19 protein-coding genes are annotated in these 20,862 nt (G+C 65.1%); 8 read left to right on the top strand and 11 right to left on the bottom strand.

All coding sequences use genetic code 11. From position 1 onward, the window contains the following. Positions 1-74 precede the first annotated feature (74 nt). The 7 genes from ACQ4WL_RS07565 to ACQ4WL_RS07535 form a co-directional block, all read right to left on the bottom strand. Positions 75-1,055, bottom strand: coding sequence for a LysR family transcriptional regulator (locus ACQ4WL_RS07565; RefSeq protein WP_436509064.1), 981 nt, complete (start codon positions 1,053-1,055; stop codon positions 75-77). A gap of 44 nt (positions 1,056-1,099) precedes the next feature. Then, positions 1,100-1,582: a hypothetical protein gene (locus tag ACQ4WL_RS07560; protein ID WP_436509062.1), complete on the bottom strand. Its 483-nt coding sequence runs from the start codon at positions 1,580-1,582 to the stop codon at positions 1,100-1,102. Further along, positions 1,582-3,405: a DNA helicase RecQ gene (gene recQ, locus ACQ4WL_RS07555; protein ID WP_436509060.1), complete on the bottom strand. Its 1,824-nt coding sequence runs from the start codon at positions 3,403-3,405 to the stop codon at positions 1,582-1,584. Before recQ ends, ACQ4WL_RS07560 begins: the two co-directional genes overlap by 1 nt. Before the next feature lie 6 nt (positions 3,406-3,411). Next, complete coding sequence (locus ACQ4WL_RS07550) at positions 3,412-4,257, bottom strand: undecaprenyl-diphosphate phosphatase (RefSeq protein ID WP_436509059.1); 846 nt, start codon at positions 4,255-4,257, stop codon at positions 3,412-3,414. A gap of 167 nt (positions 4,258-4,424) precedes the next feature. Next, the gene (locus ACQ4WL_RS07545; RefSeq protein WP_436509058.1) at positions 4,425-5,573 is read right to left on the bottom strand and encodes an MFS transporter; all 1,149 of its coding nucleotides are present in this window, start codon (positions 5,571-5,573) and stop codon (positions 4,425-4,427) included. A gap of 33 nt (positions 5,574-5,606) precedes the next feature. Then, the gene (locus ACQ4WL_RS07540; protein WP_436509057.1) at positions 5,607-6,377 is read right to left on the bottom strand and encodes a DeoR/GlpR family DNA-binding transcription regulator; all 771 of its coding nucleotides are present in this window, start codon (positions 6,375-6,377) and stop codon (positions 5,607-5,609) included. A 58-nt stretch (positions 6,378-6,435) separates the two neighbouring features. Next, positions 6,436-6,567, bottom strand: a complete 132-nt coding sequence (locus ACQ4WL_RS07535) for a hypothetical protein (RefSeq protein WP_436509055.1) — start codon at positions 6,565-6,567, stop codon at positions 6,436-6,438. A 39-nt stretch (positions 6,568-6,606) separates the two neighbouring features. Here ACQ4WL_RS07535 and ACQ4WL_RS07530 point away from each other — a divergent pair, with 39 nt between their 5' ends. After that, positions 6,607-7,590 carry a DUF5655 domain-containing protein gene (locus ACQ4WL_RS07530; protein ID WP_436509054.1) on the top strand — a complete coding sequence of 328 codons (984 nt, stop codon included), beginning with the start codon at positions 6,607-6,609 and terminating at the stop codon, positions 7,588-7,590. A 22-nt stretch (positions 7,591-7,612) separates the two neighbouring features. Here the strand turns inward: ACQ4WL_RS07530 and ACQ4WL_RS07525 are convergent, their stop codons facing one another. From ACQ4WL_RS07525 to ACQ4WL_RS07510, 4 genes are all read right to left on the bottom strand, one after another. Beyond that, complete coding sequence (locus tag ACQ4WL_RS07525; protein WP_436509053.1) at positions 7,613-7,894, bottom strand: YkgJ family cysteine cluster protein; 282 nt, start codon at positions 7,892-7,894, stop codon at positions 7,613-7,615. 69 nt (positions 7,895-7,963) lie between these two features. Next, a complete protein-coding gene (locus ACQ4WL_RS07520) occupies positions 7,964-8,836 on the bottom strand; it encodes a head GIN domain-containing protein (protein WP_436509051.1) in 873 nt (290 codons plus the stop codon). Between the two features lie 180 nt (positions 8,837-9,016). Next, on the bottom strand, positions 9,017-10,264 hold the full coding sequence (locus ACQ4WL_RS07515; RefSeq protein WP_436509050.1) for a sensor histidine kinase: 1,248 nt from the start codon (positions 10,262-10,264) through the stop codon (positions 9,017-9,019). Then, positions 10,254-11,606, bottom strand: a complete 1,353-nt coding sequence (locus tag ACQ4WL_RS07510) for a sigma-54-dependent transcriptional regulator (protein WP_436509049.1) — start codon at positions 11,604-11,606, stop codon at positions 10,254-10,256. The genes ACQ4WL_RS07515 and ACQ4WL_RS07510 overlap by 11 nt, the downstream gene beginning before the upstream one ends. Positions 11,607-11,863: 257 nt before the next feature. Between ACQ4WL_RS07510 and ACQ4WL_RS07505 the strand changes: the two genes are divergently transcribed. The 7 genes from ACQ4WL_RS07505 to ACQ4WL_RS07475 all read left to right on the top strand — a co-directional run bounded on the left by ACQ4WL_RS07505 (position 11,864) and on the right by ACQ4WL_RS07475 (position 20,742). After that, positions 11,864-13,159: an efflux RND transporter periplasmic adaptor subunit gene (locus ACQ4WL_RS07505; RefSeq protein ID WP_436509048.1), complete on the top strand. Its 1,296-nt coding sequence runs from the start codon at positions 11,864-11,866 to the stop codon at positions 13,157-13,159. A gap of 31 nt (positions 13,160-13,190) precedes the next feature. Beyond that, positions 13,191-13,871 (top strand): ABC transporter ATP-binding protein, encoded by a 681-nt coding sequence (locus tag ACQ4WL_RS07500; protein ID WP_141170895.1) that lies wholly within the window; start codon positions 13,191-13,193, stop codon positions 13,869-13,871. Beyond that, on the top strand, positions 13,868-16,261 hold the full coding sequence (locus ACQ4WL_RS07495; RefSeq protein WP_436509046.1) for an ABC transporter permease: 2,394 nt from the start codon (positions 13,868-13,870) through the stop codon (positions 16,259-16,261). The genes ACQ4WL_RS07500 and ACQ4WL_RS07495 overlap by 4 nt, the downstream gene beginning before the upstream one ends. Before the next feature lie 16 nt (positions 16,262-16,277). Next, on the top strand, positions 16,278-18,686 hold the full coding sequence (locus tag ACQ4WL_RS07490) for an ABC transporter permease (protein ID WP_436509045.1): 2,409 nt from the start codon (positions 16,278-16,280) through the stop codon (positions 18,684-18,686). A 247-nt stretch (positions 18,687-18,933) separates the two neighbouring features. Further along, positions 18,934-19,584, top strand: coding sequence for a TetR/AcrR family transcriptional regulator (locus ACQ4WL_RS07485; RefSeq protein WP_436509044.1), 651 nt, complete (start codon positions 18,934-18,936; stop codon positions 19,582-19,584). A 170-nt stretch (positions 19,585-19,754) separates the two neighbouring features. Beyond that, entirely contained in the window at positions 19,755-20,405 is a 651-nt protein-coding gene (locus tag ACQ4WL_RS07480) for a protein-L-isoaspartate O-methyltransferase family protein (protein WP_436509043.1), read from the top strand. 13 nt (positions 20,406-20,418) lie between these two features. Beyond that, entirely contained in the window at positions 20,419-20,742 is a 324-nt protein-coding gene (locus tag ACQ4WL_RS07475) for a rhodanese-like domain-containing protein (RefSeq protein ID WP_034745954.1), read from the top strand. Positions 20,743-20,862: the final 120 nt, after the last annotated feature.

The following is a 20,862-nucleotide window of genomic DNA, read 5'->3' as shown; positions in this document are numbered from 1 at the left end:
CGTAGGCGATAGCTTCATGCCCCGGCCAATGCTTTGTGCGCATCCGGTTATGCATTTATTGCATAGTTTGGAGGTCAGGATGGAATTGTGGTGACAGCCGCGCGCCGGCGTTTTTTTCCGCCGCGCGCGGCGCTTTCCTGCGCCTGCACCAGGTACTGCCACAGGCTTTCGACGATCTGCTTGCCGGGACGCAGGCTCGATGGGCGTTCGCGGTACAAACGGATTTCCAGCTCGATTTCCCAGCCCGGCGCGCCGCCGTCGGCGCGCGCCAGGTGCTTGTATTTGACGTCGCGCATGACGGCCGATTCGGGCAGGAAGGCGATGCCGCGCCCCTCCAGTGCCATCATTTTGAGGCCTTCGGCCATGTCCGTTTCGTAGCAGGTTTCCAGGAACAGGGGAGCCTTGGCGTCGGCCACCAGCAGTTCCACCATGCGTCCCAGGTAGGCATTGCTGGTGTAGGAGAGGAAGGGCAGCGGCTCCTTGGCACTGCCAGGCAGGACGAAGTCCGGCACCTTGTCCTGGCCGCAGCGCGCATAGGCGCGCACGGTTTCGCGGCCCATCACCAGCATGTCGTAGCGGCCCGGGTCTAGCTGCACCGGCTGGCGCGGATGGTGATAGCACAGCAGCAGGTCACAGCCGCCATCGACCAGCTGCAGCACCGCGTCGTGCACGTTCAGGGCCATCAAACGGCTGTTGATGGGCGCAAAACCGTCTTCCAGGGCCGTCAGCCATTTCGGCATGAAGGTCAGCGACAGGGTATGCGGCACGGCGAAATCGACACTCGTTTGCGTGGCCGCCCGCTTGCCGCGCAAGAGGGCGCGCACGCCGTTGATCTGCCCCAGCATTTCCAGCGCCTGCTCGTAGAACACGGCGCCAGCCGGCGTCAAGCGCGTGGGATACGAAGTGCGGTCGACCAGGTCGATGCCGAGCCAGTTTTCCAGCGACTGTATGCGCCGCGAAAAGGCCGGCTGCGTGACGTGGCGCAGGGCCGCAGAACGGCTGAAATTATGCGTTTCAGCGAGCGAGATGAAGTCTTCCAGCCATTTGGTTTCCATCGCGGGACCGTTCTCTTATCAAGGGCGCATGCAAGGTATGGTGGTCAAGCCTTGCCGGTCGATGCCGCCGGCTGGTACAGCGAAGCGGGCAGGCCGAAGAAGGACGGCGGGCCCAGGGTCGTGCCGTCGAGCGAGCCGCCCGCGTTCAAGCCCTTGTTGATGGCCGACAGCAAGGAGCTGCGGTCGGCCAGGTTTTGCATCAGCGCGCGCGGGCCATTGTGGAAGGTATGCTGGGCGATATCCGCAGCGACAACAAAGATCGGTTCGCGGCGCAGGGGGAACTCCACCCATTCGCCGTCGTCGTCCTGGGCGCAAAAGGTGTCGGGCAGGGTCATGTTTTCGGCGCCGGGAAGGTGCGACGCCAGCACCAGGCCGAAGGCTTCCGGCACCACGTCGGCCAGGCGGCGCACGGTGAGGTCATCCTGCACCAGTGCACGTACTTGCGCTTCCACCGCGTCGTCGGCGTCAGGCTGGGCGCCGAGAATTTTCACCGCCTGATAGATCAGGTCGGGCGAGAGTGCTTCCATCAAATCATCTCCAGGATCATGGCGACGATTTCGTCGCCGTACGAGGCCAGTTTTTTCTCGCCCACGCCGCTCACGCCGCGCATCTGCTCCAGCGAGGTGGGTTTGGCTTTGGCGATTTCGCGCAAAGTGGCGTCGACAAAAATGACGTACGCCGGCACATTGTGCGTGCGCGCCGTCTCCACGCGCCACCAGCGCAGTTTGTCGAAAATCGCTTGCTCGCTGGTCGACAGATCCGTTTCGACATAGCCTTTCGCCACGCTGGTGCTGCGCTTGCTGGTTTTCACCGGTTTCTGGTACTGGCGCAGCTGCACTTTCTGGCCGCCCTTGAGCACGGGGCGCGAAGCGTCCGTCAGTTTCAGCGAGCTGTATTGTTCATGGTCGACCGAGACGAGGCCCAGTGCGATGGCCTGGCGCAAAATCGATTTCCACTCCGCCTCGCCCAGGTCCGAACCGATGCCGAAGACCGACAGTGTATCGTGGTGCCAGGTCTTGATGCGTTCCGATTCCACGCCGCGCAGCACGTCGATCACATGGCCGCCGGCGAAGCGCTGGTCGACGCGGTAGATGGCCGACAGCAGTTTTTGCACGGGCACGGTGCCGTCGAAGGATACGGGCGGCACCAGGCAGGTATCGCAATTGCCGCACGGCGAAGCCGGTTCACCGAAGTATTCGAGCAAGCGCATGCGGCGGCAGCTGAGCGTTTCGCACAGGCCCAGCATGGCGTCGAGTTTCACCCCGAGCACGCGCTTGAAGGTGTCGTCCGCTTCCGATTCGTCGATCATGCGCCGCTGCAGCACCACGTCCTGCAAGCCATACGCCATCCAGGCGTTGGCGGCCATGCCGTCGCGACCCGCGCGGCCCGTTTCCTGGTAATAGCCCTCGATGCTTTTCGGCAGATCCAGATGCGCCACGAAGCGCACGTCGGGCTTGTCGATGCCCATGCCGAAGGCGATGGTGGCGACCATGACGATGTTTTCTTCGCGCAGGAAGCGCGCCTGGTTGGCGCTGCGCTTGGCGTACTCCATGCCGGCGTGATACGGCAGGGCGCGAATGCCGCTCTGGTTCAAAAATTCTGCCGTCTCTTCCACCTTTTTGCGCGACAGGCAGTAGACGATGCCGCAGTCGCCCGTGTGTTCCGTGTTGATGAAGTCGAGCAGCTGCTTGCGGCCGTTCGCCTTTTCCACGATCTGGTAGCGGATGTTCGGACGGTCGAAGGAAGAGACAAACTGGCGCGCGTCTTCCAGCTGCAAACGCAGGGCGATTTCGGCGCGCGTCTGCGGGTCGGCCGTGGCCGTGAGCGCGATGCGCGGCACGTCCGGGAACTGCTCGTGCAGCACCGACAGCTTGATGTATTCGGGACGGAAGTCATGGCCCCACTGGGCCACGCAATGCGCCTCGTCGATGGCGAACAGGGAGATTTTTGACGCCTGGAACAGGTCCAGGCAACGCTGCGTCATCAGGCGTTCGGGCGCCACGTAGACGACGTCGATGCCACCCGTGCGCACCAGGCGCTCGATGCGGCTCGCTTCTTCGTAGGTTTGCGTGGAATTGAGGAAGGCGGCGCGCACGCCCACTTCCTCCAGCGCATCCACCTGGTCCTGCATCAGCGCGATCAGCGGCGAGACGACGACGCCCACGCCATCGCGCAGCAGCGCGGGAATCTGATAGCACAGCGACTTGCCGCCGCCCGTGGGCATCAGCACCAGCGCATCGCCGCCATGGCTGACATGGTCGACGATGTCGGCTTGCTGGCCGCGGAAGGCCGGATAGCCGAAAACGGTTTGCAGCAGGTGCAGCGCGCGCTGGTTAAGATCTTGATTCATAGTGCCTTATTCTGCCCAAACAACCCAGCCGTAGTGGGCGCTGGCCAGGACCAGCAAGCCAAACACAATGCGGTACCAGGCAAAAAACGTGAAGTCGTGCGAGCTGATGTAACGCAGCAGCCAGCGCACGCACAGGAAGGCGGAGATGAAGGCGGCCACGGTGCCCAGGCCGAACAGGGGCACGTCGGTGGCCGACAGGATGTCGCGCGCTTTGTACAGCGAGTAGAAGGTGGCGGCCAGCAACGTCGGGATGGCCAGGAAGAACGAGAATTCGGTGGCCGTCTTGCGTGACAGGCCCAGCAGCATGCCGCCGATGATGGTCGAGCCGGAACGGCTGGTGCCGGGAATCAGCGCGAACGCCTGCGCGCAGCCCACTTTCAAGGCGTCGAGCGGCGTCATTTCATCGACCGAGTTGACGCGCACGGTGACGGGATTGGTGCGCGCGCGGCGCTCCACCAGCAGGATGATGACGCCGCCGATGATGAAGGCCATGGCCACGGGCACGGGCTTGAACAGCGCATGCTTGATCATCTTGCCTATGGCCAGTCCTATAACGGCCAGCGGGAGGAAGGCGATGGCCACGTTCAGCACGAACTTGCGCGATTTGACCTCGGTGCCGAAGGTGGACAGCACGCTGCCGATGCGCTGACGGTATTCCCAGCAGACGGCCAGGATGGCGCCGGCCTGGATGGCGATTTCAAATACCCCCATGACTTCTTTCGAGACATCCTGTGTAAAGTCGAGCAGGCTGCCGGCCAGGATCAGATGTCCCGTGGACGAAATCGGCAAGAATTCGGTAAAACCTTCGACCAGCCCCATGATGATGGCTTTTAACGCAAGAATGAGATCCATAGATGTATAAAAGGGTATAAGTACGGGTATAAGTGACAGGATGGGGTGAGCGCGTGGCGCCAGCAATGTGCGCGGGGTCGAAGCTTACCACGACAGAGGCTTGCCGACCTTATTTGGGCGCTGACGGGCGGCGCTTTTTTAGCACCGTCCGCCAGGCAGAAGGGGGATCAGGATACCTGTTTTGCCGGCGCCACCAGGCGCGCGCTGGCCGCCACCAGCAGCAGGGCGGCGCCCAGCATGGCGAAGGCGATATTCAGGCTGGTGGCGTGGGCCACGAAACCGATGACGGCCGGACCGGCCAGGATGCCCGCATAGCCGATGGTGGTGATGGCCGCCACCGCCAGGCTGGCCGGCATGGCGTGCTGGTTGCCTGCGGCCGTGAACAGGATGGGCACGATGTTCGCCGCGCCCAGGCCGATCAGCACGAAGCCGGCCATGGCCAGGCTGGCGTGCGGCGCCAGCACGGCCAGGAAGAAGCCGGCGGCTGCGCACAGCCCTCCAAAAGTAAGCACACGCTTGCCGCCAAAGCGGCTGACCACCTTGTCACCGGTGAAGCGGCCCAAGGTCATGGCGATGGCGAAGGCAGCGTAGCCGAGGCCGCCCTTGGCTTCTTCCACGCCGCGCGTGGTGGTGAGGAACAGGGCGCTCCAGTCGAGAATCGCGCCTTCGGCCAGGAAAACGATAAAACACAGCAAGCCGATGAGAATGACGGCGCCATGGGGCATGACGAACAGCGGCGTCTTTTCGCCCGAGGTGGACGCTGTCGGCAACAGATGGCCTTGCGCCGCGCCCAGCACGCCGCACAGCAGCAGCATCACCACCACGCACGACCAGGCCGGTGTCAGGCCCAGCCACAGCAGCAGGGCCATGCAGGCCGCACCGGCAAAGCCGCCCACGCTGAACAGCGCATGAAAACCCGACATCATGGCGCCGCCATTGGCCTTTTCGATGATCACCGCCTGGATGTTGATGGCTACGTCGAAGGTACCCATGGCCGCGCCGAACACCAGCAGCACCAGGCCCAGTTGCAGCGGTGTGGCGGCCAGCGCCAGGCCGGGCAGGATGGCGATCAACAACAGGCCGGCGCCGACGATGACGCGGCGGCAGCCGAAGCGGCTTGACAGCATGCCCGTAAACGGCATCGCGCACAGCGAGCCGGCGCCCAGGCACAGCAGCAAAATGCCGAGGGTCGCTTCATCGAGGCCCAGGCGCGACTTGGCGTAGGGAACCAGCGGCGCCCAGGCCGCCATGCCGAGGCCGGCGGCGAAAAAGACCAGGCGCGTGGCGCGTTGTTGCAGGGTGCCAGTGAGATGCATGGGAGAGCTTTTCAAGAGTCGGGGTGGATAAGGTCAGGCGCGGGCGCGCAGCACTTGCACGCCCAGTCGTTCAAAGGCGGCAATGTAGGCCGCATCGGCATCGGCTTCGAGCACCAGGTGCTGCAGCAAGCCCGTGGCCAGTACGCCGAAGGGAGCGGCCGTGCCCAGCTTGTCGCTGGTGACGGCGACGACGACGGCCTTGCTGGCGCCGGCGATGCTGCGCTTGAACTCGGCCTCGTCGTAGTTGAACGCCGTCACGCCTGCGTCCGCGTCGGCGCCGCAGGCACCGAGGAAGCACAGGTCGGGATGCATGCGTTCGACGGTGCGCAGCGCCTGCGGACCCAGGCTGGCGCCGGCGCGGCGGTCGACCCTGCCGCCAGCCATGATCAGCTCGATTTCCGGGCGTTCCATCAGGGCCATGGCGATGGCTGGGGCGTTGGTGATGACAGTGAGCGCCAACTCTGGCAAGGCGCTGGCGATGGCCAGGTTGGTCGAGCCCGCATCGAGAAACAGCACCTGGCCCGCGCGCACGAGGGAGACGGCAGCCTGCGCCAGGCGCGCCTTGCGTTCCGGCGCTTCCTGCTTGCGCTGCGTCAAAGTGCCGCCGTCCGGCGCCAGCGGCAGGGCGCCGCCATACACGCGCTGGCACAGGCCAGCCGCCGCCATCTCGCGCAAGTCGCGCCGTATCGTATCTTCGGACACGTCCAGTTGGCGCGCCAGGTCCAGCGCCAGCACGCGGCCGTCGGCGTGCAATTGTTGCTGGATCAGCGCGTGACGTTGTTTGAGGAGCAGGGTGGCGGACATGGGGTAGTGTTAAATCGTGCAGGAATGCGTATAAATATACGCAAACGTGCAAAGTCCGTCAACGTTTACCTGATGCAGCATCGTGCTCAGGATCGACGCGGGCGGGGACTGCCCACGGCATGCCTGTTGCAAATGAATTTGCAAAAAAGATAAATTTACGTTTATGCTCATCGCCGATATCTTGATGCACCTTGGTGTTTGCTTGCCGAGGAATAAGGGAAACAGACGAATGAGCGACATTAAACTGTTCAAGTTAGCCCATGGCCAAGCCCAGGAACTGCAAGGTAGCGCATCGGACCTGGAAAAACCATTGCAGACCTTGATTGAGGCAAACCTCGATACTTTGCTGAGTATCCGTTTTCTGGCGAGCGAGTATTCGACCGGCAAGACGCATGCCGGCCGCATCGATTCCCTTGGATTGGATGAGAACAATTGCCCGGTCATTCTGGAGTACAAACGGTCGGTTGGTGAAAATGTCATCAATCAAGGTTTGTACTACCTGGACTGGTTGATGGACCATCAGGCCGACTTTCAACTGCTGGTCCTCGATAAGCTGGGCAAGCTGGCATCGGAGGCAATCGATTGGAGCGCGCCGCGGGTGATTTGCATTGCCGCTGACTTTACCAAGTTCGATAGCCATGCCGTCCAGCAGATAGGCCGGACGATCGAACTCATCCGCTATCGTCGATTTGCAGAGGATCTGTTTCTTCTTGAGTCCGTAAGTGCCGGCATGGATCCCGCAACAAAGAAAGGCCCCGCCAAGCGGCAGACGTCGGCGCCAGCCAGGTTGGACACAATGGCTGCAGGAGCCACAGACGTGGGGATGAACAAGCCGACGGGACCAGACAGAGCATTTGTGGAAGTGCTGGCAGGTCTGTCGGAGCCCATGCGTCAGTTGTTGGCCTCGCTGGAGGATTACACGATGTCGCTGGGCGATGATGTTGAACGTAAAGAGCTGCGCTTGTACCTGGCCTTCAAGCGCCTGAAGAACTTTGCGACGGTGGTGATACACAAGAAGAACTGCCTCGCGCTGTACTTGCACATCGACCCGGCCCCCGTATTGCACGTCCTGCCAAAAGCGCGCGATGTGACCGCCATCGGGCATTGGGGCACGGGTAACCTGGAGATCAGCATCAGTACGCTGGCGGAACTTGATGCGGCAAAGCCGTTCATTTTTGCCGCGTATGCAGGTCAGCGTGGTGTGAAAACGTAGCCGATGGTGGCCTGTGCGCGTATCAGTTGTGCGGTGTCGTTGCCTGTTCCAGCTCATCCAGCCAGCGGATGGCATGTTCGCGGCTGCTGCCGCACATGTCCTCGGACGGCTGCAAGCCGCCGCAAAAGGCGGGCCGCTCCGGCCGGCCAAAGATCTTGCAGCGGTTGTCGTCGGCCAGCTGCACGCAGCGCACGCCCGCAGGTTTGCCATCCGGCATGCCGGGAATCGGGCTGGTGATGGACGGTGCGGTGCAGCAGGCGCCGCAGGATGGGCGGCATGCCAGGGAAACGGCGGGGGACGGCATGGCGATGAGTGAAAAGGGACAGGGGCCGACAGTATAGCAAGCCGGCCCGCGTGCTTCGCCAGAGCGCGATTAGCGCACGATGCTGACGCGCTTGCCCGACAGGGTGCGGCGGGCCGGATCGCCATGCACGGTGATGCGGCCGGAACCGCTGGCGCGGGCATTGACCTCACTCTGGACGGTGACATCGATGTCGCCGGAACCATTGCTCGCCAGATAGGCAACGTCGCTGTGCAAGGCGGCCAGGTTGATGTCGCCCGAGCCATTCACGTTGGCGTCGAGGCGCTGCACGGTGCCGCTGGCGCTGATGCTGCCCGAGCCATTGACGGCCACGTTGATGCGTTCACCGCGCAGGCTGCCCAGCTGGATGTTGCCCGAACCGTTCTGCACTGCATCTGTATTGCCGCTGGCGAGGGCCGCCGCGTTGATGCTGCCCGAGCCATGGTTGGCCACGTCGAAGCGTCCCACCGTGCCCGACAGTTCGCTCTTCATCGAACCGCGCTGGACCAGGCTGAAATCTTCGCCATTGAAACCACTGACCACCAGGCGGCCGGAGCCGGAAATGTTGATTTTCTTCAATTGCGGCGTCGTGTAGATGACGTGGATGCCATTGCTGCTGCGAATGTTCGTATCGCTCCAGATGCGCAAGGTATTGCCGCTCACTTCGCTATGGATGCGCGGCTGCAGATTGCTGTCCGCTTCGATCACCAGCGAGGTTGCCGGCCCGACGCGCACGTCGATCTTCATATCGATGCGCTTCATGCTGTCGATGTCGAGCGTGTTGATGGTGCTGACCTGGCGTAGGTCGCGGCTCACTTGCTCGTTGCCCTGGATGGTATTGCCGCCCGCCTCGCTCGCATAGCGCACTTCGCCATCGTTGGGGTTGATGACGATGGCGCAACCGCCAAGGGTAACGGCACAGCACAGGGCCAGCAAGGTACGCATGGTGTTTCCTTTATGATTGTTGTAGTTCAGGACAAGAAAAAGCCGGCTGCCGCGCTGCGGCTGCCGTGCTGTCGATAGCAAGATAACAAAGCGGCATGCTGGCTGGAAGGGAAATGCGATGAACTGCGTAAAACGCGGCGTGAACTGCAGGCGTGTGTATCTGACGCGGTGCCGTCCGGCTTAAAAGCTGAGCAGGAAACAGGCGCCGGCACCGACCGGGCGCGCATGGCGCAAGGTGCCGCCGTTGGCGTGGGCCAGGTGGCGCACCAGCGCCAGGCCGATGCCGCGCCCCTGTTTCCTGGTCGAGAAAAACGGCATGAAAATGTGCGCAGCCAGCGTATCGGGCACGCCATGGCCATTGTCGCGTACTTCGATGCGCAGCCGCGCGCCCCGGCTCAGGCGGGCGCTGACCGTGACGCGCGGCGCGGCAACATCCTGCGTGGCTTCGGCGGCGTTCTTGAGCAGATTGATCAGCGCCTGTTCCAGCTGGCCTGCATCGATCCGCACTTCCAGCGATGCCGGTTCGACGGAAAATGCCGCCGTGCCACCGCGCGTCTGCCAGGCCGGTGCCAGCAGCGCTTCCAGGCGCTGGAACAGGTGTTCGAGGCGCACCGTTTCGGGCTGCGGCGCGGGCACGCTGGACAGGCTGCGGTAGCTGGCCACGAAATCGGCCAGGCTGGCGGCGCGGCGCGCGATGGCGTCGAGCGCCGTGGCCAGGTCGGCATGGATGTCTTGCGGCAGCAGGGGGCGCACGTCCGCCAGCAGGTCGCAGGCCGTGCGCGACAGCGAGGCGACGGGCGTCAGCGAATTCATGATTTCATGCGTCAGCACTTGCACCAGTTCGCGCCAGGCATTGAGCGCCTCGGCTTCCAGTTCGCTTTCCACCGGCATCAGCGCGGCCAGGTGCTGTGGCGCGCCTTGCAAGGTCAGCGCCGCCACGGCCACGAGCGCCCGTTCCACGCCCCGCTCCGTGTCAAAACTGAGCAGGCGGCGCTGGCCGGGCGGCTGCGCCGCCAGCAGTTCCTGCCACCGCTGCGGTACGCTTGCGTGCCCTGGCGCCAGCTGGCGCCGGGCGCTTGCATTGAGTGGCGTCACGCTGCGTTCCACGGTGCCGTTCTGGATGCGGAACAGGGCGATGGGCGCGTGTTCGAGACAGGCTTCGAGTGCCCTCAGCGATTCTTCATCGGGCGTTGGCGACGCTGCCGCCGCCATGGCCGCTGCCATTGTCGGCTCCTGGCGCGACACCCGCGGCGCGAGGCGTGTCAGGCAGCGGCACAGCAGCCACGCCGGCGGCATGGCCAGCAGCAGGCACAGTACGCTCAGGCGCGGTGACGCCAGGGCGAAAAAATAGCCGGCGCCGCCAGCCAGCGCCAGCATGGCGGCGATGCTGGCGCTGGCCGTCGTCTTGAGGCTGCGTTCAGATGCCATGTTTGTTCAGCTTGCGGTACAGCGCGGCGCGACTGATGCCCAGGGCCTTGGCCGCATGGCTGATATTGCCGTCGACCTGTTCCAGCGTGCGGTGAATGGCGTCGCGTTCCAGCGCGCCGAGCGTCTGGCGTGCATAGGCGGCTGTCGCGGGCGCCGCTGCCGCCTGGCCGGGGCTGTCGAACAGGCCGAAATCGCCGCGCGTGTAGTGCGCTTCGTGTCCCAGTATGACGGCTCGTTCGCAGGCATGGCGCAGCGCGCGCACATTGCCAGGCCAGTCATGCCGCTGCAGGTAGTCGAGCGCCTCTGCTGCAGGCGCGCGCGCGGGGCGCTGGTACTGGCTTTCGTAGTGCGCCAGGTAGTGCCGCAGCAGCATGGCGATATCGTCGCGGCGCGCGCGCAGCGGCGGCACGCGCAGCACGATGGTATTGAGGCGGAACAGCAGGTCGGGCCGGAACACGGCCGGATCGAACAGCCGCGCTTCATCGACATTGGTGGCGCTGAGGATGCGCACGTCGATCGCTTCCGGACGGTCCGCGCCCAGCGGCGTCACTTCGCGCCGTTCCAGTGCCGTCAACAGCTTGGCTTGCGCCGCCAGCGGCAGGTTGCCGATTTCATCGAGAAAGAGCGAGCCGCCGCGCGCCGCCTGGAAGCGTCCTGCGCGTTCATGTTTGGCATCGGTGAATGCACCTTTGCGGTGGCCGAACAATTCGCTTTCGAAGGTTGCCTCCGGCACGGCGCCCATGTCCACCGCCAGCAGGGGACCGGCGGCGCGGTGCGAGGCCTGGTGCAGGGCGCGCGCCACGAGTTCCTTGCCGACGCCGTTTTCACCCAGCACCATCACGTTGGCTTCGGTGGGGCCGACGCTGGCGACCATCGCGCGCAGCTCGCGCATGGCCGGGGAGTCGCCCATCAGGTCCGGCGCGGCAGTGCCTGGCGTGGCCATGCCGGCGCGGCGCGCCAGTGCATGTTCGACGGCGGCGGCCAGGCGCCCATTGTCCCAGGGTTTGGTGATGAAATCGCCGGCGCCGCGCTGCAGCGCCGCCACGGCCAGCGGCACGTCGGCATACGCCGTCATGGCGATCACGCAAGGCGGTTGCGGCAGCGCGCGCAGCAGGTCGAGCAAGGCCAGGCCTTGTGCGCCATCGGTCTGGCCGGGCTGGAAATTGAGGTCGAGCAGGACTACGTCCGGCACCGCCCGTGCCAGCAGCGCGGGCAGTCCTGCAGGGTCGCACAGCGTATCGACTTTGCCGTCGCGATAGCGCCGCCGCAGCAGCAGCTGTGCGGCGCAGGCGACATCGATATCGTCGTCGAGGATCAGGACGTGGGCTGCGGTGTGGGCCATGGAGAGCATAGTGAGCGTCGGTCGGTGGCGCATTCTAGCAGCCGTGCTGGCGTCGTGGCGGCCGCTGCGGGCATGCCTGTTCGCCGGCGCTGTGCGCTTGCGAACAGCCGCTGTCCGGAAATGGACACTGCAGGACACCGCGCCGCACCACCCGCGCCGGAGAACGGCTGTGGGGCGCATGTCCGCGTGGCGTCCGCTGCTGGCACGCTGCTTGCTGATACACGAAGAAACCTTGTGCGAAAGACGTGAAAATAAATATGCCGGTTCCCCGAACTTTGATACCTCCTTTGCCGGCCAGCGGCGCGGCCATGGATACGCGCGTGCCGCGCAGCCGCCGCAAGCTTGTCGTTACCGGCCTGGCGGGCATGCTGTTGCTGGCCGCGCTTGCCACCGCTGGGTGGTGGGCCATGCCACGCGGCTTGCAGGTGCCTGCCGCCGAATTGCGCATCGGTGTCGTGGCGCGCGGTGTTTTCCTCGATGAAGTGGTGGTGCGCGCCAGCGCCGAGCCGCTCCATTCCGTGCTCCTCGATTCGGTCGAGTCGGGCCGCATCGAAGAGGTGCTTGCCAGTGATGGCGCACTGGTGAATAAGGGCCAGCTGTTGTTCCGCATCTCCAATCCGCAGCGCAACCTGGAGCTGCTGGCCCGCAAGGCTGAACATGCGCAGCAGATTTTCAACTTGTCCAATTTGCGCGTGGCGCAGCAGGCCAGCGCCAGCGAGCATCAACGCCGCCTCGATGACCTGGCCTTCGCGCTGCAGCAGGGCGGCAAGCAGCATGCGCGCAATGTCAGGCTGGCGGCGCAGGGCTTCATTTCCAGCGTGGCGCTGGAGGAATCGGCCGACACGCTGCTGCAGCAGCAGCGCGCGTTGGCGCAGGAACAGCAGGCGGCGCAGGCGGAATCTCGGGTGCGCCGCGATGCGGCCAGCCAGCTTGGCGCGTCCATCGCGGGCCTCAGTTCGGGCTTACTGCTGGTCGGCGCCACGGTCGATGCCCTGGCCGTGCGCGCACCGTCCGCCGGCCGGCTGACGGACTTCCGGTTGCAGGTGGGCGAGTCGATTGCGACGGGCAAGAATGTGGGCCGCATCGACGACCCTGTGCGCTACAAGCTGTCGGCCAAGGTGGACGAGTTTTACCTGAACCGCATGGCGGCGGGACGGCAGGCCAGCATCGTCCAGGCTGGACAAAGCTACGCGCTGAGCGTGCAGACGATTTATCCGCAGATCAAGGAGGGCCGCTTCACGGTGGAACTGGTGTTCCTGCAGGGCCAGCCGCCCGTGCTCAATCCTGGGCAAAGCCTCGATGCGCAGATCACCCTGGGCGAGCCGGCTGCCGCGCTGCTGCTGCCGAACGGCGCCTTCATCAACGACAGCGGTGGCGCCTGGGTCTACGTGCTCGATGCGTCCGGCGGCCAGGCGCAGCGGCGCGCAGTGCGCATCGGCCGGCGCAACAACAGCCAGCTCGAAGTGCTGCAAGGGCTGCAGGCAGGCGAGCGCGTGATCCTGTCGGCCTACGCAGCCTATGGAAATTCCCCCAGATTGCATATAAACCGGTAAATTCCCCTCATCCTCCATACAGGTACCATCCATGCTCAAACTAGTCGGCGTCAGCAAGATGCATCAGTCAGGCGATATCCAGACCAAGGCCCTGGATCGCATCGACCTCGAGATCGAGGCGGGCGAATATGTGGCCATCACCGGCCCCTCGGGCTGCGGCAAATCGACCCTGCTGGGTCTGCTGGGTTTGCTCGATATTCCCAGCCATGGCGAATACTGGTTCGAGGGCCAGAATGTGGCAGGTTGGAGCGAGGCAAAGCTCAATGCGCTGCGCCGCGGGCGCATCGGCTTCATCTTCCAGAGCTTCAACCTGATCGAGGAACTGAGCGTGTTCGAGAACGTGGAGCTGGCGCTCGAGTACAACGGCACGCCGGCGCGCGAACGGCGCCAGCGCGTGGCCGCCATGCTCGACAAGCTGGGCGTGGCGCATCGCGCCGGACACCGGCCGTCGCAACTGTCCGGCGGCCAGCAGCAGCGCGTGGCGATCGCGCGCGCGCTGGTGGCCGGGCCGGCCGTCTTGCTGGCCGATGAACCGACGGGCAACCTCGATACGGCGCACGGCAATGAAGTCATGCGCCTGCTGCGCAGCATCAATGCGGAGGGCACGACGGTGGTGATGGTGACCCACTCGCCCGACCATGCGGCGCAGGCGTCGCGCACCCTGCATTTGCTGGATGGCCGCGTCATGGTCGACGCCTTGCAGGCCGCATGAAGGCGGCCGATTTTCGCATCGGCTGGCGTCTGCTGGCGCAGCAGCGCGGCGCCTCGGTGGCCGTCATCCTGGGGCTGGCGGTGGGTTTCGCAGCCTGCTTCCTGCTGCTGGGCTTTGTCGGCTACAGCCTGGGCTACGATAGCCAAGTGCCGCAGCGCGAGCGCGTGCTGCTGGTCAAGCAGCGCATCAATCTGTTCATCCGCCCCGAGTGGCAGAATTTTGCCTATCTGTCGCTGCGCGATGTGGCGCGGCGCAGCGGCGCGGTTGCCATGGCGAGCATCGTCAAGGAACTTGATGTGCCCGTGCAGCGCGGCGAGCGCCCATATGCGCTGAACGTGCAAGCGGTCGATGCGGATTTCGCCAGCCTGTTCGGCGTCACGGCGCTACAGGGTGATCTGCGTTCGGCGCTGGCGCAGCCTGATGCCGTGGCGCTGACGCAGACGGCGGCGCGCAAGCTGTTTGCCGACGCGCCCGCGCTGGGCCAACTGCTGCAGATCGGCGGCGTCACGCTGAAGGTGCGCGCGATTCTGCCTGACCATCAGCGCAACACCAGCGTGCCGTATGAAGTGCTGGTGGGGACGCACAGCACTGCCTGGCCGGCGGCGCAGCGCGAGGCCGCTTTTGCCGGCAGGGGGCGCGGCGCGATTTACCTGCAGATGCGTCCGGGCGCGGCACCCGACGCGCTGGCGGCGCTGCTGCAGCAGGCGGTCAACGACTCGCCGCAAGACCGGCAGGTGCGCGGGGCATCCATGGGACGCGCGCTCGCGGGGCGCAACGTCACCGACATCGCGCTGCTGCCGCTGGCACAGGCTTACTTCGATGCGGACCTGTACCACAGCCGCGCGGCGGCGCGCCATGGGCAGCGCGCCAGCGTGGTGGGACTGGCCGTGCTGGCGCTGCTGATACTTGCCCTGGCTGTCATCAATTATGTGAACCTGGCCACCGTGCGCACCTTGCGCCGCCAGCGCGAAATTGGCGTGCGCAAGCTGCTCGGCGCCGGTGCGGCGCGCCTGATGCAGCAGTTCCTGGCCGAGTCGGTGCTGACGGCGCTGCTGGCGGCCGCCGCCGGCTTGCTGCTGGCCTGGCTGGCGCTGCCGCTCTTTGCCGAACTGGTACAGCGGCCGCTGGACGATATGTTCACCGCCTGGCGCTGCACCGGCGCCTTGCTGTTTGGCGTGCTCACGGGCTTGTGCGCGGGCGCCTATCCCGCCTGGTGCGCGCTGCGCGTGCGACCCGGTCCCGCGCTGGCGGGCCGCGGCAATAGCGAAACAGCGGCTGGCCTGTGGTTGCGTCGCGTGCTGACGGTATTGCAGTTCGGCGCCGCCATGGCGCTGTGCGCCGCGACCCTGGCGGTCGGCTGGCAATCCTGGTACGGCAGCCATGCGTCGCCCGGCTTTGCGCCGGACGGTTTGCTGGTGCTGGACTTGCCGCCCGGGAGCGAAGAGAATCCGCAGGCGCGCGCCTTCGAAGAGGCGCTGGCGCGCCTGCCCGGCATCGCCGGCGTGGCGGGCATCCTGGAAGCGGTAGGGCGCGATAGCAGTAAGGTCGTCGGCAGCGTCAGGACGCGCGACGGGCGCGATGTGCGCCTGGAATACAAACCCATGACGCCGGGCTGGTTTGCGCTGCACCGCATCGTGCCCTTGCACGGGCGCCTGTTCGATGTGGCGCAGGACCGGATCGGCAGCCAGGTGGTGGTGCTCAATGCGGCGGCAGCGCTGGCGCTGGGCTATCCCACGCCGCAGGCCGCCGTGGGGCAAGCGATGCCGGACGGGCAGGTGATTATCGGCATTGCGCCACCGATTCGCTTCCAGGACATGCGCCAGGCGGCCCAGCCGATGCTGTTCGATCTGCGCCATGGCGGCGCGCTGTCCTTGCGCAGCAATGATGATGTGGCAGCTGCCCACGCGCGCATCGAGCCGCTGTGGCGGCGCTATTTTCCGGAGCGGATGCTGGAACTGCGCACAGCGCAAAGCCTGTTGACGGCGATGTATGCCGAGGACCTGCGCCTGGCGCGCATGCTCGGCCTGGCCAGCCTGATCGCCATGCTGCTTGCCGCCTTCGGCATCTACGTGCTGTCGGCCTACAGCGTGCAGCGCCGCAGCCGTGAAATTGTCCTGCGCAAGTTGCATGGCGCAGGCCGCGCCGCCATTGCCCGCCTGGTGGGGCGCGAGTTCATGCTGCTGCTCGCAGCTGGCGCCGTATTGGGGCTGCCGCTGGCGGCCCTGGGTATCGCGCGCTATCTGGCCGGCTTTGTCGAACGCGCGCCGGTGGGCGCCTGGCCCCTGGCGGCGGCATTGCTGCTGGCCATGCTGGTGGCCTTGCTGGCCACCGTGCGGCACACCTGGTCGGCCATGCGCATGGCGCCAGCGCAAGCCTTGCGCGCTGACTGATACTTCAAGGGATAGCATGATGTCTGCACGAGATTTTCGCATCGGCTGGCGCTTGCTGGCACAGCAACCGGCGTATTCCGCCGCCGCGCTGGGCGGGCTGGCGACGGGTTTTGCGCTGTGCCTGCTGCTGCTTTGCATGGTCCGCTATTCCTTCAGCTTCGATGCCGCCGTGCCGCAAGCCGAGCGCGTGTATGTACTCAAGCACAGGCTCAACTTCATTCCGCAGCCGCAGTGGCTGGAGTACACGCCATTTGCCCTGCGCGAGGTGGCCCTGCGCAGCGGTTTTCCCTTGCAGGCCAGCGTGTTCTGGCCGCGCAAGGCGACCTTCGAGCAGGCTGGCCGCCAGCAGGAGCTTGAGATCACGGCCGTCGATCCCGCCTTTGCCGCCATCTTCCAGCCGCGCGTGCTGGCTGGCGACTTGTCGACGGCGCTGAGCCGGCCCGATGGCCTGGCCGTGACGGAGTCGATGGCGCGCCGCCTGTTCGGCCGCGACGACGTGCTGGGGCGTGATATCGTGCTGGACCGGCAACGCCTGCGCGTGCGCGCCGTGCTGGCCGATCCGCCACTGGCCAGCACGGTGTCCTATGCGGTGCTGGCGGGGACGGGCAGCGTGCTGTGGCCTGCGCGCCAGCGTGACGCGGCCCTGGCCAACTGGATGGGCATCGCCGGCAAAATTTATGTCAAGACGGGAGCGGGCGTGAGCGCCGAAGCCTTGCGCGGCGTGCTGCAGGCTGCCACGGACCGGGGGCCATGGAACAGCCTGGTGCCGCCGCAGCAGCGCGCCACGCTGGGCGAGCGCAAGCCGGTCGAGATCGCGCTGGGTCCCCTGCGCGACGCCTATTTCGATACCACGGTGGCCAACACCATCGGCGGCGGTCCGCGCGCCGACCGACGGCTGGTGCTGGGCCTGGGCGCCATCGGCCTGCTGATCCTGCTGCTGGCCGTGTTCAACTACATCAGCCTGGCGGCCGTGCGCACCTTGCAGCGTCAGCGTGAAATCGCCGTGCGGCGCGTGTTGGGCGCTTCCTCGGGGCAGTTACTGGCCCAGTTCATGGCCGAATCCCTGTTGCTGTCGCTGGGAGCCACGGCGCTGGGCGTGCTGCTGGCCTGGCTGATGCTGCCCCTGTTCGCGACGTTGGTGGCGCGGCCGCTGGATGACATCTTTGCGCCGTGGCCTCTGCTGCTGTGCGTGCTGGCCGGCGCGGCGGCGGGCGCCTACCCGGGCTGGCTGGCCTGTCGTGTCGACATGCGCCAGGCGCTGGCGCAGCGTCGCGGCGACACCCGCGGCAGCGCCGGCCTGCGCCGCGTGCTGACGGTGCTGCAACTGGCCTTGGCCATGGGCTTGGGCAGCGTGGCGCTGGCGGTGGCCTGGCAGACGCATTTTGCCAGCGAGGCTGCGCGCGGCTTCGATGCGGCGCCGTTGCTGGTGCTGGAACTACCGCAGGAACAGGATATGCGCCAGCCGGCCAGTGCCGCCTTCCGCGACGCCGTGGCGCGCTTGCCCGGCGTGGCGGCGGTGGCGCACAGCCGCGACGTGCCTGGCCGCGACGGGGGCGGCGGCACCCGTTCAAGCGATATCGTGCAGCGCGGGGACGGCGGCAGCATCTCGCTGGAGATCCGCGAAGTCAGTGCCACGTTTTTTGATGTGTATGGCGTTTCTGCGCTGGCCGGGCGCGCGTTTGATCCCGCTATCGAACGTGAGCCGGGGGCCAGCGCCATCGTCATCAACATGGCGGCTGTACGCGCGCTGGGCATGGCCACGGCGCAGCAGGCGCCGGGACGCTGGTTGAATGGCAAGGCGCTGCAGATTGTCGGCGTCGTGCCGGACATCCGCTGGCAAAGCTTGCGTGAGCCGCTGCTGCCAGTGATGTACCGGCTCGACGCCGCCAATGCGATGCTGACGCTGCGCCTGGCGGCGGGGACGGATGGCACTGCCGTGGCGCAGGCCATCGCACCCCTGTGGCAGCGCTATTTTCCGGGGCAAGTGTATGCGCCCAAGCCGCTGGCGGCGTATGCTGCCAGCGCGTATGCCGACGATCGCCGCATGGCCAGCCTACTTGCCTGGGCCAGCGCCGCCATCTTCGTGCTGGCGGCCTTTGGTGTGTATGTGCTGGTGGCGCACAATGTGCAGCGGCGCGCGCGAGAGATCGTGTTGCGCAAGCTGCATGGCGCCGGGCGCCGGGCCATCGGGGCGCTGGTGGTGCGCGAATTTCTGTGGCTGGTTGCCATCGCCGGCGTGATCGCCTTGCCGCCGGCAGCGTTGGCTATCGCGCGCTACCTGGCGGCCTTCAGCGCGCATCCGCCCATCGGTGTCTGGCCCTTGGTGCTGGCGCTGCTGGCGGCCTCGCTGGTGGTGGCCCTGGCGACCGCGCGCCACGCCTGGCTGGCCATGCGCATGGCGCCAGCGCAAGCCTTGCGCGATTGAGGTGGGCTTGCGGAAGGCGTCAGCCCCAGGCACTCCCGGCCTATGGACGCCCTGCAACTGCGACGCGTTACAATGGCGAGCGTGCACGTCAGCCAGCAGGCGCGGTGCTGATACTTATATGTATACGTGCCAGTGTACTTCTGCGCGCCGCGCCTGGGAGCAGGATGGGCCTGGCGGCCTGCGCTTGACCTTGGCGGTAGACAGGTCTACTATTAATGACTCAAAAGTAAGTTACTTGGAAAGACACATGCAAGCCCCGATTGATACCAAGCCCCGCTGGGAGCGGCGCAAGGATGCCCGCCCGCAGGAGTTGCTCGCCGCCGCCCTCGACCTGTTTGTCGAACGGGGGTTCGCATCGACGCGCCTGGAGGATGTGGCCAAGCGGGCCGGCGTGTCGAAAGGCACCCTGTACCTGTACTTTGAGAATAAACAAGAGCTGTTCAAGGCCGTGGTGCGCGACAATATCGTGCAGTCGATCGGCGAGGCGGAAGATAGCATGGCTGCCTCGGACAGCAGCAGCGCCGAGTTGTTGCGCAAGGTGATGATGCAGTGGTGGGAAGAATTCGGCGCCACCAAACTGGCCGGTTTGACCAAGCTGATGCTGGCCGAAGCGAATAATTTCCCGGAACTGGCGCAGTTTTACAACGAAGAAGTCGTCACGCGCGGCAATGCGCTGATCGTCAGCCTGCTGGAACGGGGCATGCAGCGCGGCGAATTTCGCCAAGTCGATCCCGTGCTGGTCAGCACCATCCTCAGCGCGCCCGTCACCATGCTCATGATGTGGACGCATTCCTTCCTGCCATGCGAGGTCAAGGATATCGATCCGCTCGCCTACATGGATGCCTTTATCGACATGAGCTTGCGCAGCCTGCAGGTGGAGGCGCCCAGGAAAAGCTGATGCGCCGGGCCTGGCCAATACCGTTCAGTTGCCCCTTTTCCAAGGTTCGCCCCCCCAAATCTGCAGATCGTCGCAAATTTCCTCCATTCCCCGCCTTTATGGTTAACATGTGCTTTCAGCCAGTTCAACGATAAAATGGCGGATTATTACTTCACTTACCGAGTCCAAAGATGAATATCGAACAAGCCCGCTTCAATATGATCGAACAGCAGATCCGTCCATGGGACGTACTGGATATCGACGTACTGGAGCTGTTGAACGTGGTCAAGCGTGAAGATTTCGTGCCAGCCGCCTATAAAAACCTGGCCTTCGTCGATACCGAAATTCCACTGGGCGGTGGCGAATACATGTTCACGCCGAAGCTGGAAGCGCGTATTTTGCAAGACGTAGCCGTCAAGAAGCATGAAAATGTGCTGGAAATCGGCACCGGTAGCGGCTACATGGCCGCTTTGCTGGCGCACAAGGCGCGTCATGTGACGAGCGTGGAAATCGTTCCTCAATTGAAAACCCTGGCCGAGCAGAACCTGGCCGCCAATGGCGTGACGAACGTCACCGTGGAACTGGGCGACGGCGCCCAGGGCTGGAGCAAGGGCGCACCGTACGACGTGATCGTCGTGTCCGGCGCCCTGGCCGTGTTGCCGGAAGCACTGTTGCAACAAGTGAAAGTCGGCGGCCGCATCCTGGCCATCATCGGCGAGGCGCCGATCATGTCGGCGCATCTGATCACGCGCAGCTCGGAGAAGGCTTACGACACGCGCAAGCTGTTTGAAACCAATGTTACACCGCTGCAAGCCGTGGCACCGTCGCATTTCCAGTTCTGAGGCGACCGATTCGATGGAGCATTTGAGTGCACCGCAGCTGGCCGCCTGGCTGGCTGACCCTTCCCGCCCGCGCCCGTTGTTGCTCGATGTGCGGGAACAGTGGGAGTTTGACCTGTGCCACCTCGATGGCGCCACCCTGATGCAGATGAACTCGATTCCTGCGCGCATCGATGACCTCGATGAAGATGCCGAGATCGTCTGCATCTGCCATCACGGCATGCGCAGCATGCAAGTGGCGGCCTTCCTGGAGCGCAATGGTTTTGGCAAGATCAGTAATTTGACGGGCGGCGTGCATGCCTGGGCGCTGCAAGTCGACAGCGCGATGCCTAAATACTAAATTATGTTGCAGTAGATGCACCCAGGCATGTTTTCCTGCATGCCTGCGGAGGCCTGTACCCCGCTCACCCGGCGGGCGCAAGGCAAGCGGTAGCAGATTTTTGATTCCATCAACTTTTGA

Origin of the sequence: Janthinobacterium kochi, assembly GCF_051380715.1 — a bacterium.
Taxonomy (GTDB): domain Bacteria; phylum Pseudomonadota; class Gammaproteobacteria; order Burkholderiales; family Burkholderiaceae_D; genus Janthinobacterium.
This window is presented reverse-complemented; position numbering and strand designations above follow the sequence as displayed.

What these genes read in the sequence shown, in the direction of transcription:
- ACQ4WL_RS07565 (WP_436509064.1), bottom strand. Translation starts at nt 1,055, where the DNA reads ATGGAAACCAAATGGCTGGAAGACTTCATCTCGCTCGCTGAAACGCAT.
- ACQ4WL_RS07560 (WP_436509062.1), bottom strand. Translation starts at nt 1,582, where the DNA reads ATGGAAGCACTCTCGCCCGACCTGATCTATCAGGCGGTGAAAATTCTC.
- recQ (WP_436509060.1), bottom strand. Translation starts at nt 3,405, where the DNA reads ATGAATCAAGATCTTAACCAGCGCGCGCTGCACCTGCTGCAAACCGTT.
- ACQ4WL_RS07550 (WP_436509059.1), bottom strand. Translation starts at nt 4,257, where the DNA reads ATGGATCTCATTCTTGCGTTAAAAGCCATCATCATGGGGCTGGTCGAA.
- ACQ4WL_RS07545 (WP_436509058.1), bottom strand. Translation starts at nt 5,573, where the DNA reads ATGCATCTCACTGGCACCCTGCAACAACGCGCCACGCGCCTGGTCTTT.
- ACQ4WL_RS07540 (WP_436509057.1), bottom strand. Translation starts at nt 6,377, where the DNA reads ATGTCCGCCACCCTGCTCCTCAAACAACGTCACGCGCTGATCCAGCAA.
- ACQ4WL_RS07530 (WP_436509054.1), top strand. Translation starts at nt 6,607, where the DNA reads ATGAGCGACATTAAACTGTTCAAGTTAGCCCATGGCCAAGCCCAGGAA.
- ACQ4WL_RS07525 (WP_436509053.1), bottom strand. Translation starts at nt 7,894, where the DNA reads ATGCCGTCCCCCGCCGTTTCCCTGGCATGCCGCCCATCCTGCGGCGCC.
- ACQ4WL_RS07520 (WP_436509051.1), bottom strand. Translation starts at nt 8,836, where the DNA reads ATGCGTACCTTGCTGGCCCTGTGCTGTGCCGTTACCCTTGGCGGTTGC.
- ACQ4WL_RS07515 (WP_436509050.1), bottom strand. Translation starts at nt 10,264, where the DNA reads ATGGCATCTGAACGCAGCCTCAAGACGACGGCCAGCGCCAGCATCGCC.
- ACQ4WL_RS07510 (WP_436509049.1), bottom strand. Translation starts at nt 11,606, where the DNA reads ATGGCCCACACCGCAGCCCACGTCCTGATCCTCGACGACGATATCGAT.
- ACQ4WL_RS07505 (WP_436509048.1), top strand. Translation starts at nt 11,864, where the DNA reads ATGCCGGTTCCCCGAACTTTGATACCTCCTTTGCCGGCCAGCGGCGCG.
- ACQ4WL_RS07500 (WP_141170895.1), top strand. Translation starts at nt 13,191, where the DNA reads ATGCTCAAACTAGTCGGCGTCAGCAAGATGCATCAGTCAGGCGATATC.
- ACQ4WL_RS07495 (WP_436509046.1), top strand. Translation starts at nt 13,868, where the DNA reads ATGAAGGCGGCCGATTTTCGCATCGGCTGGCGTCTGCTGGCGCAGCAG.
- ACQ4WL_RS07490 (WP_436509045.1), top strand. Translation starts at nt 16,278, where the DNA reads ATGATGTCTGCACGAGATTTTCGCATCGGCTGGCGCTTGCTGGCACAG.
- ACQ4WL_RS07485 (WP_436509044.1), top strand. Translation starts at nt 18,934, where the DNA reads ATGCAAGCCCCGATTGATACCAAGCCCCGCTGGGAGCGGCGCAAGGAT.
- ACQ4WL_RS07480 (WP_436509043.1), top strand. Translation starts at nt 19,755, where the DNA reads ATGAATATCGAACAAGCCCGCTTCAATATGATCGAACAGCAGATCCGT.
- ACQ4WL_RS07475 (WP_034745954.1), top strand. Translation starts at nt 20,419, where the DNA reads ATGGAGCATTTGAGTGCACCGCAGCTGGCCGCCTGGCTGGCTGACCCT.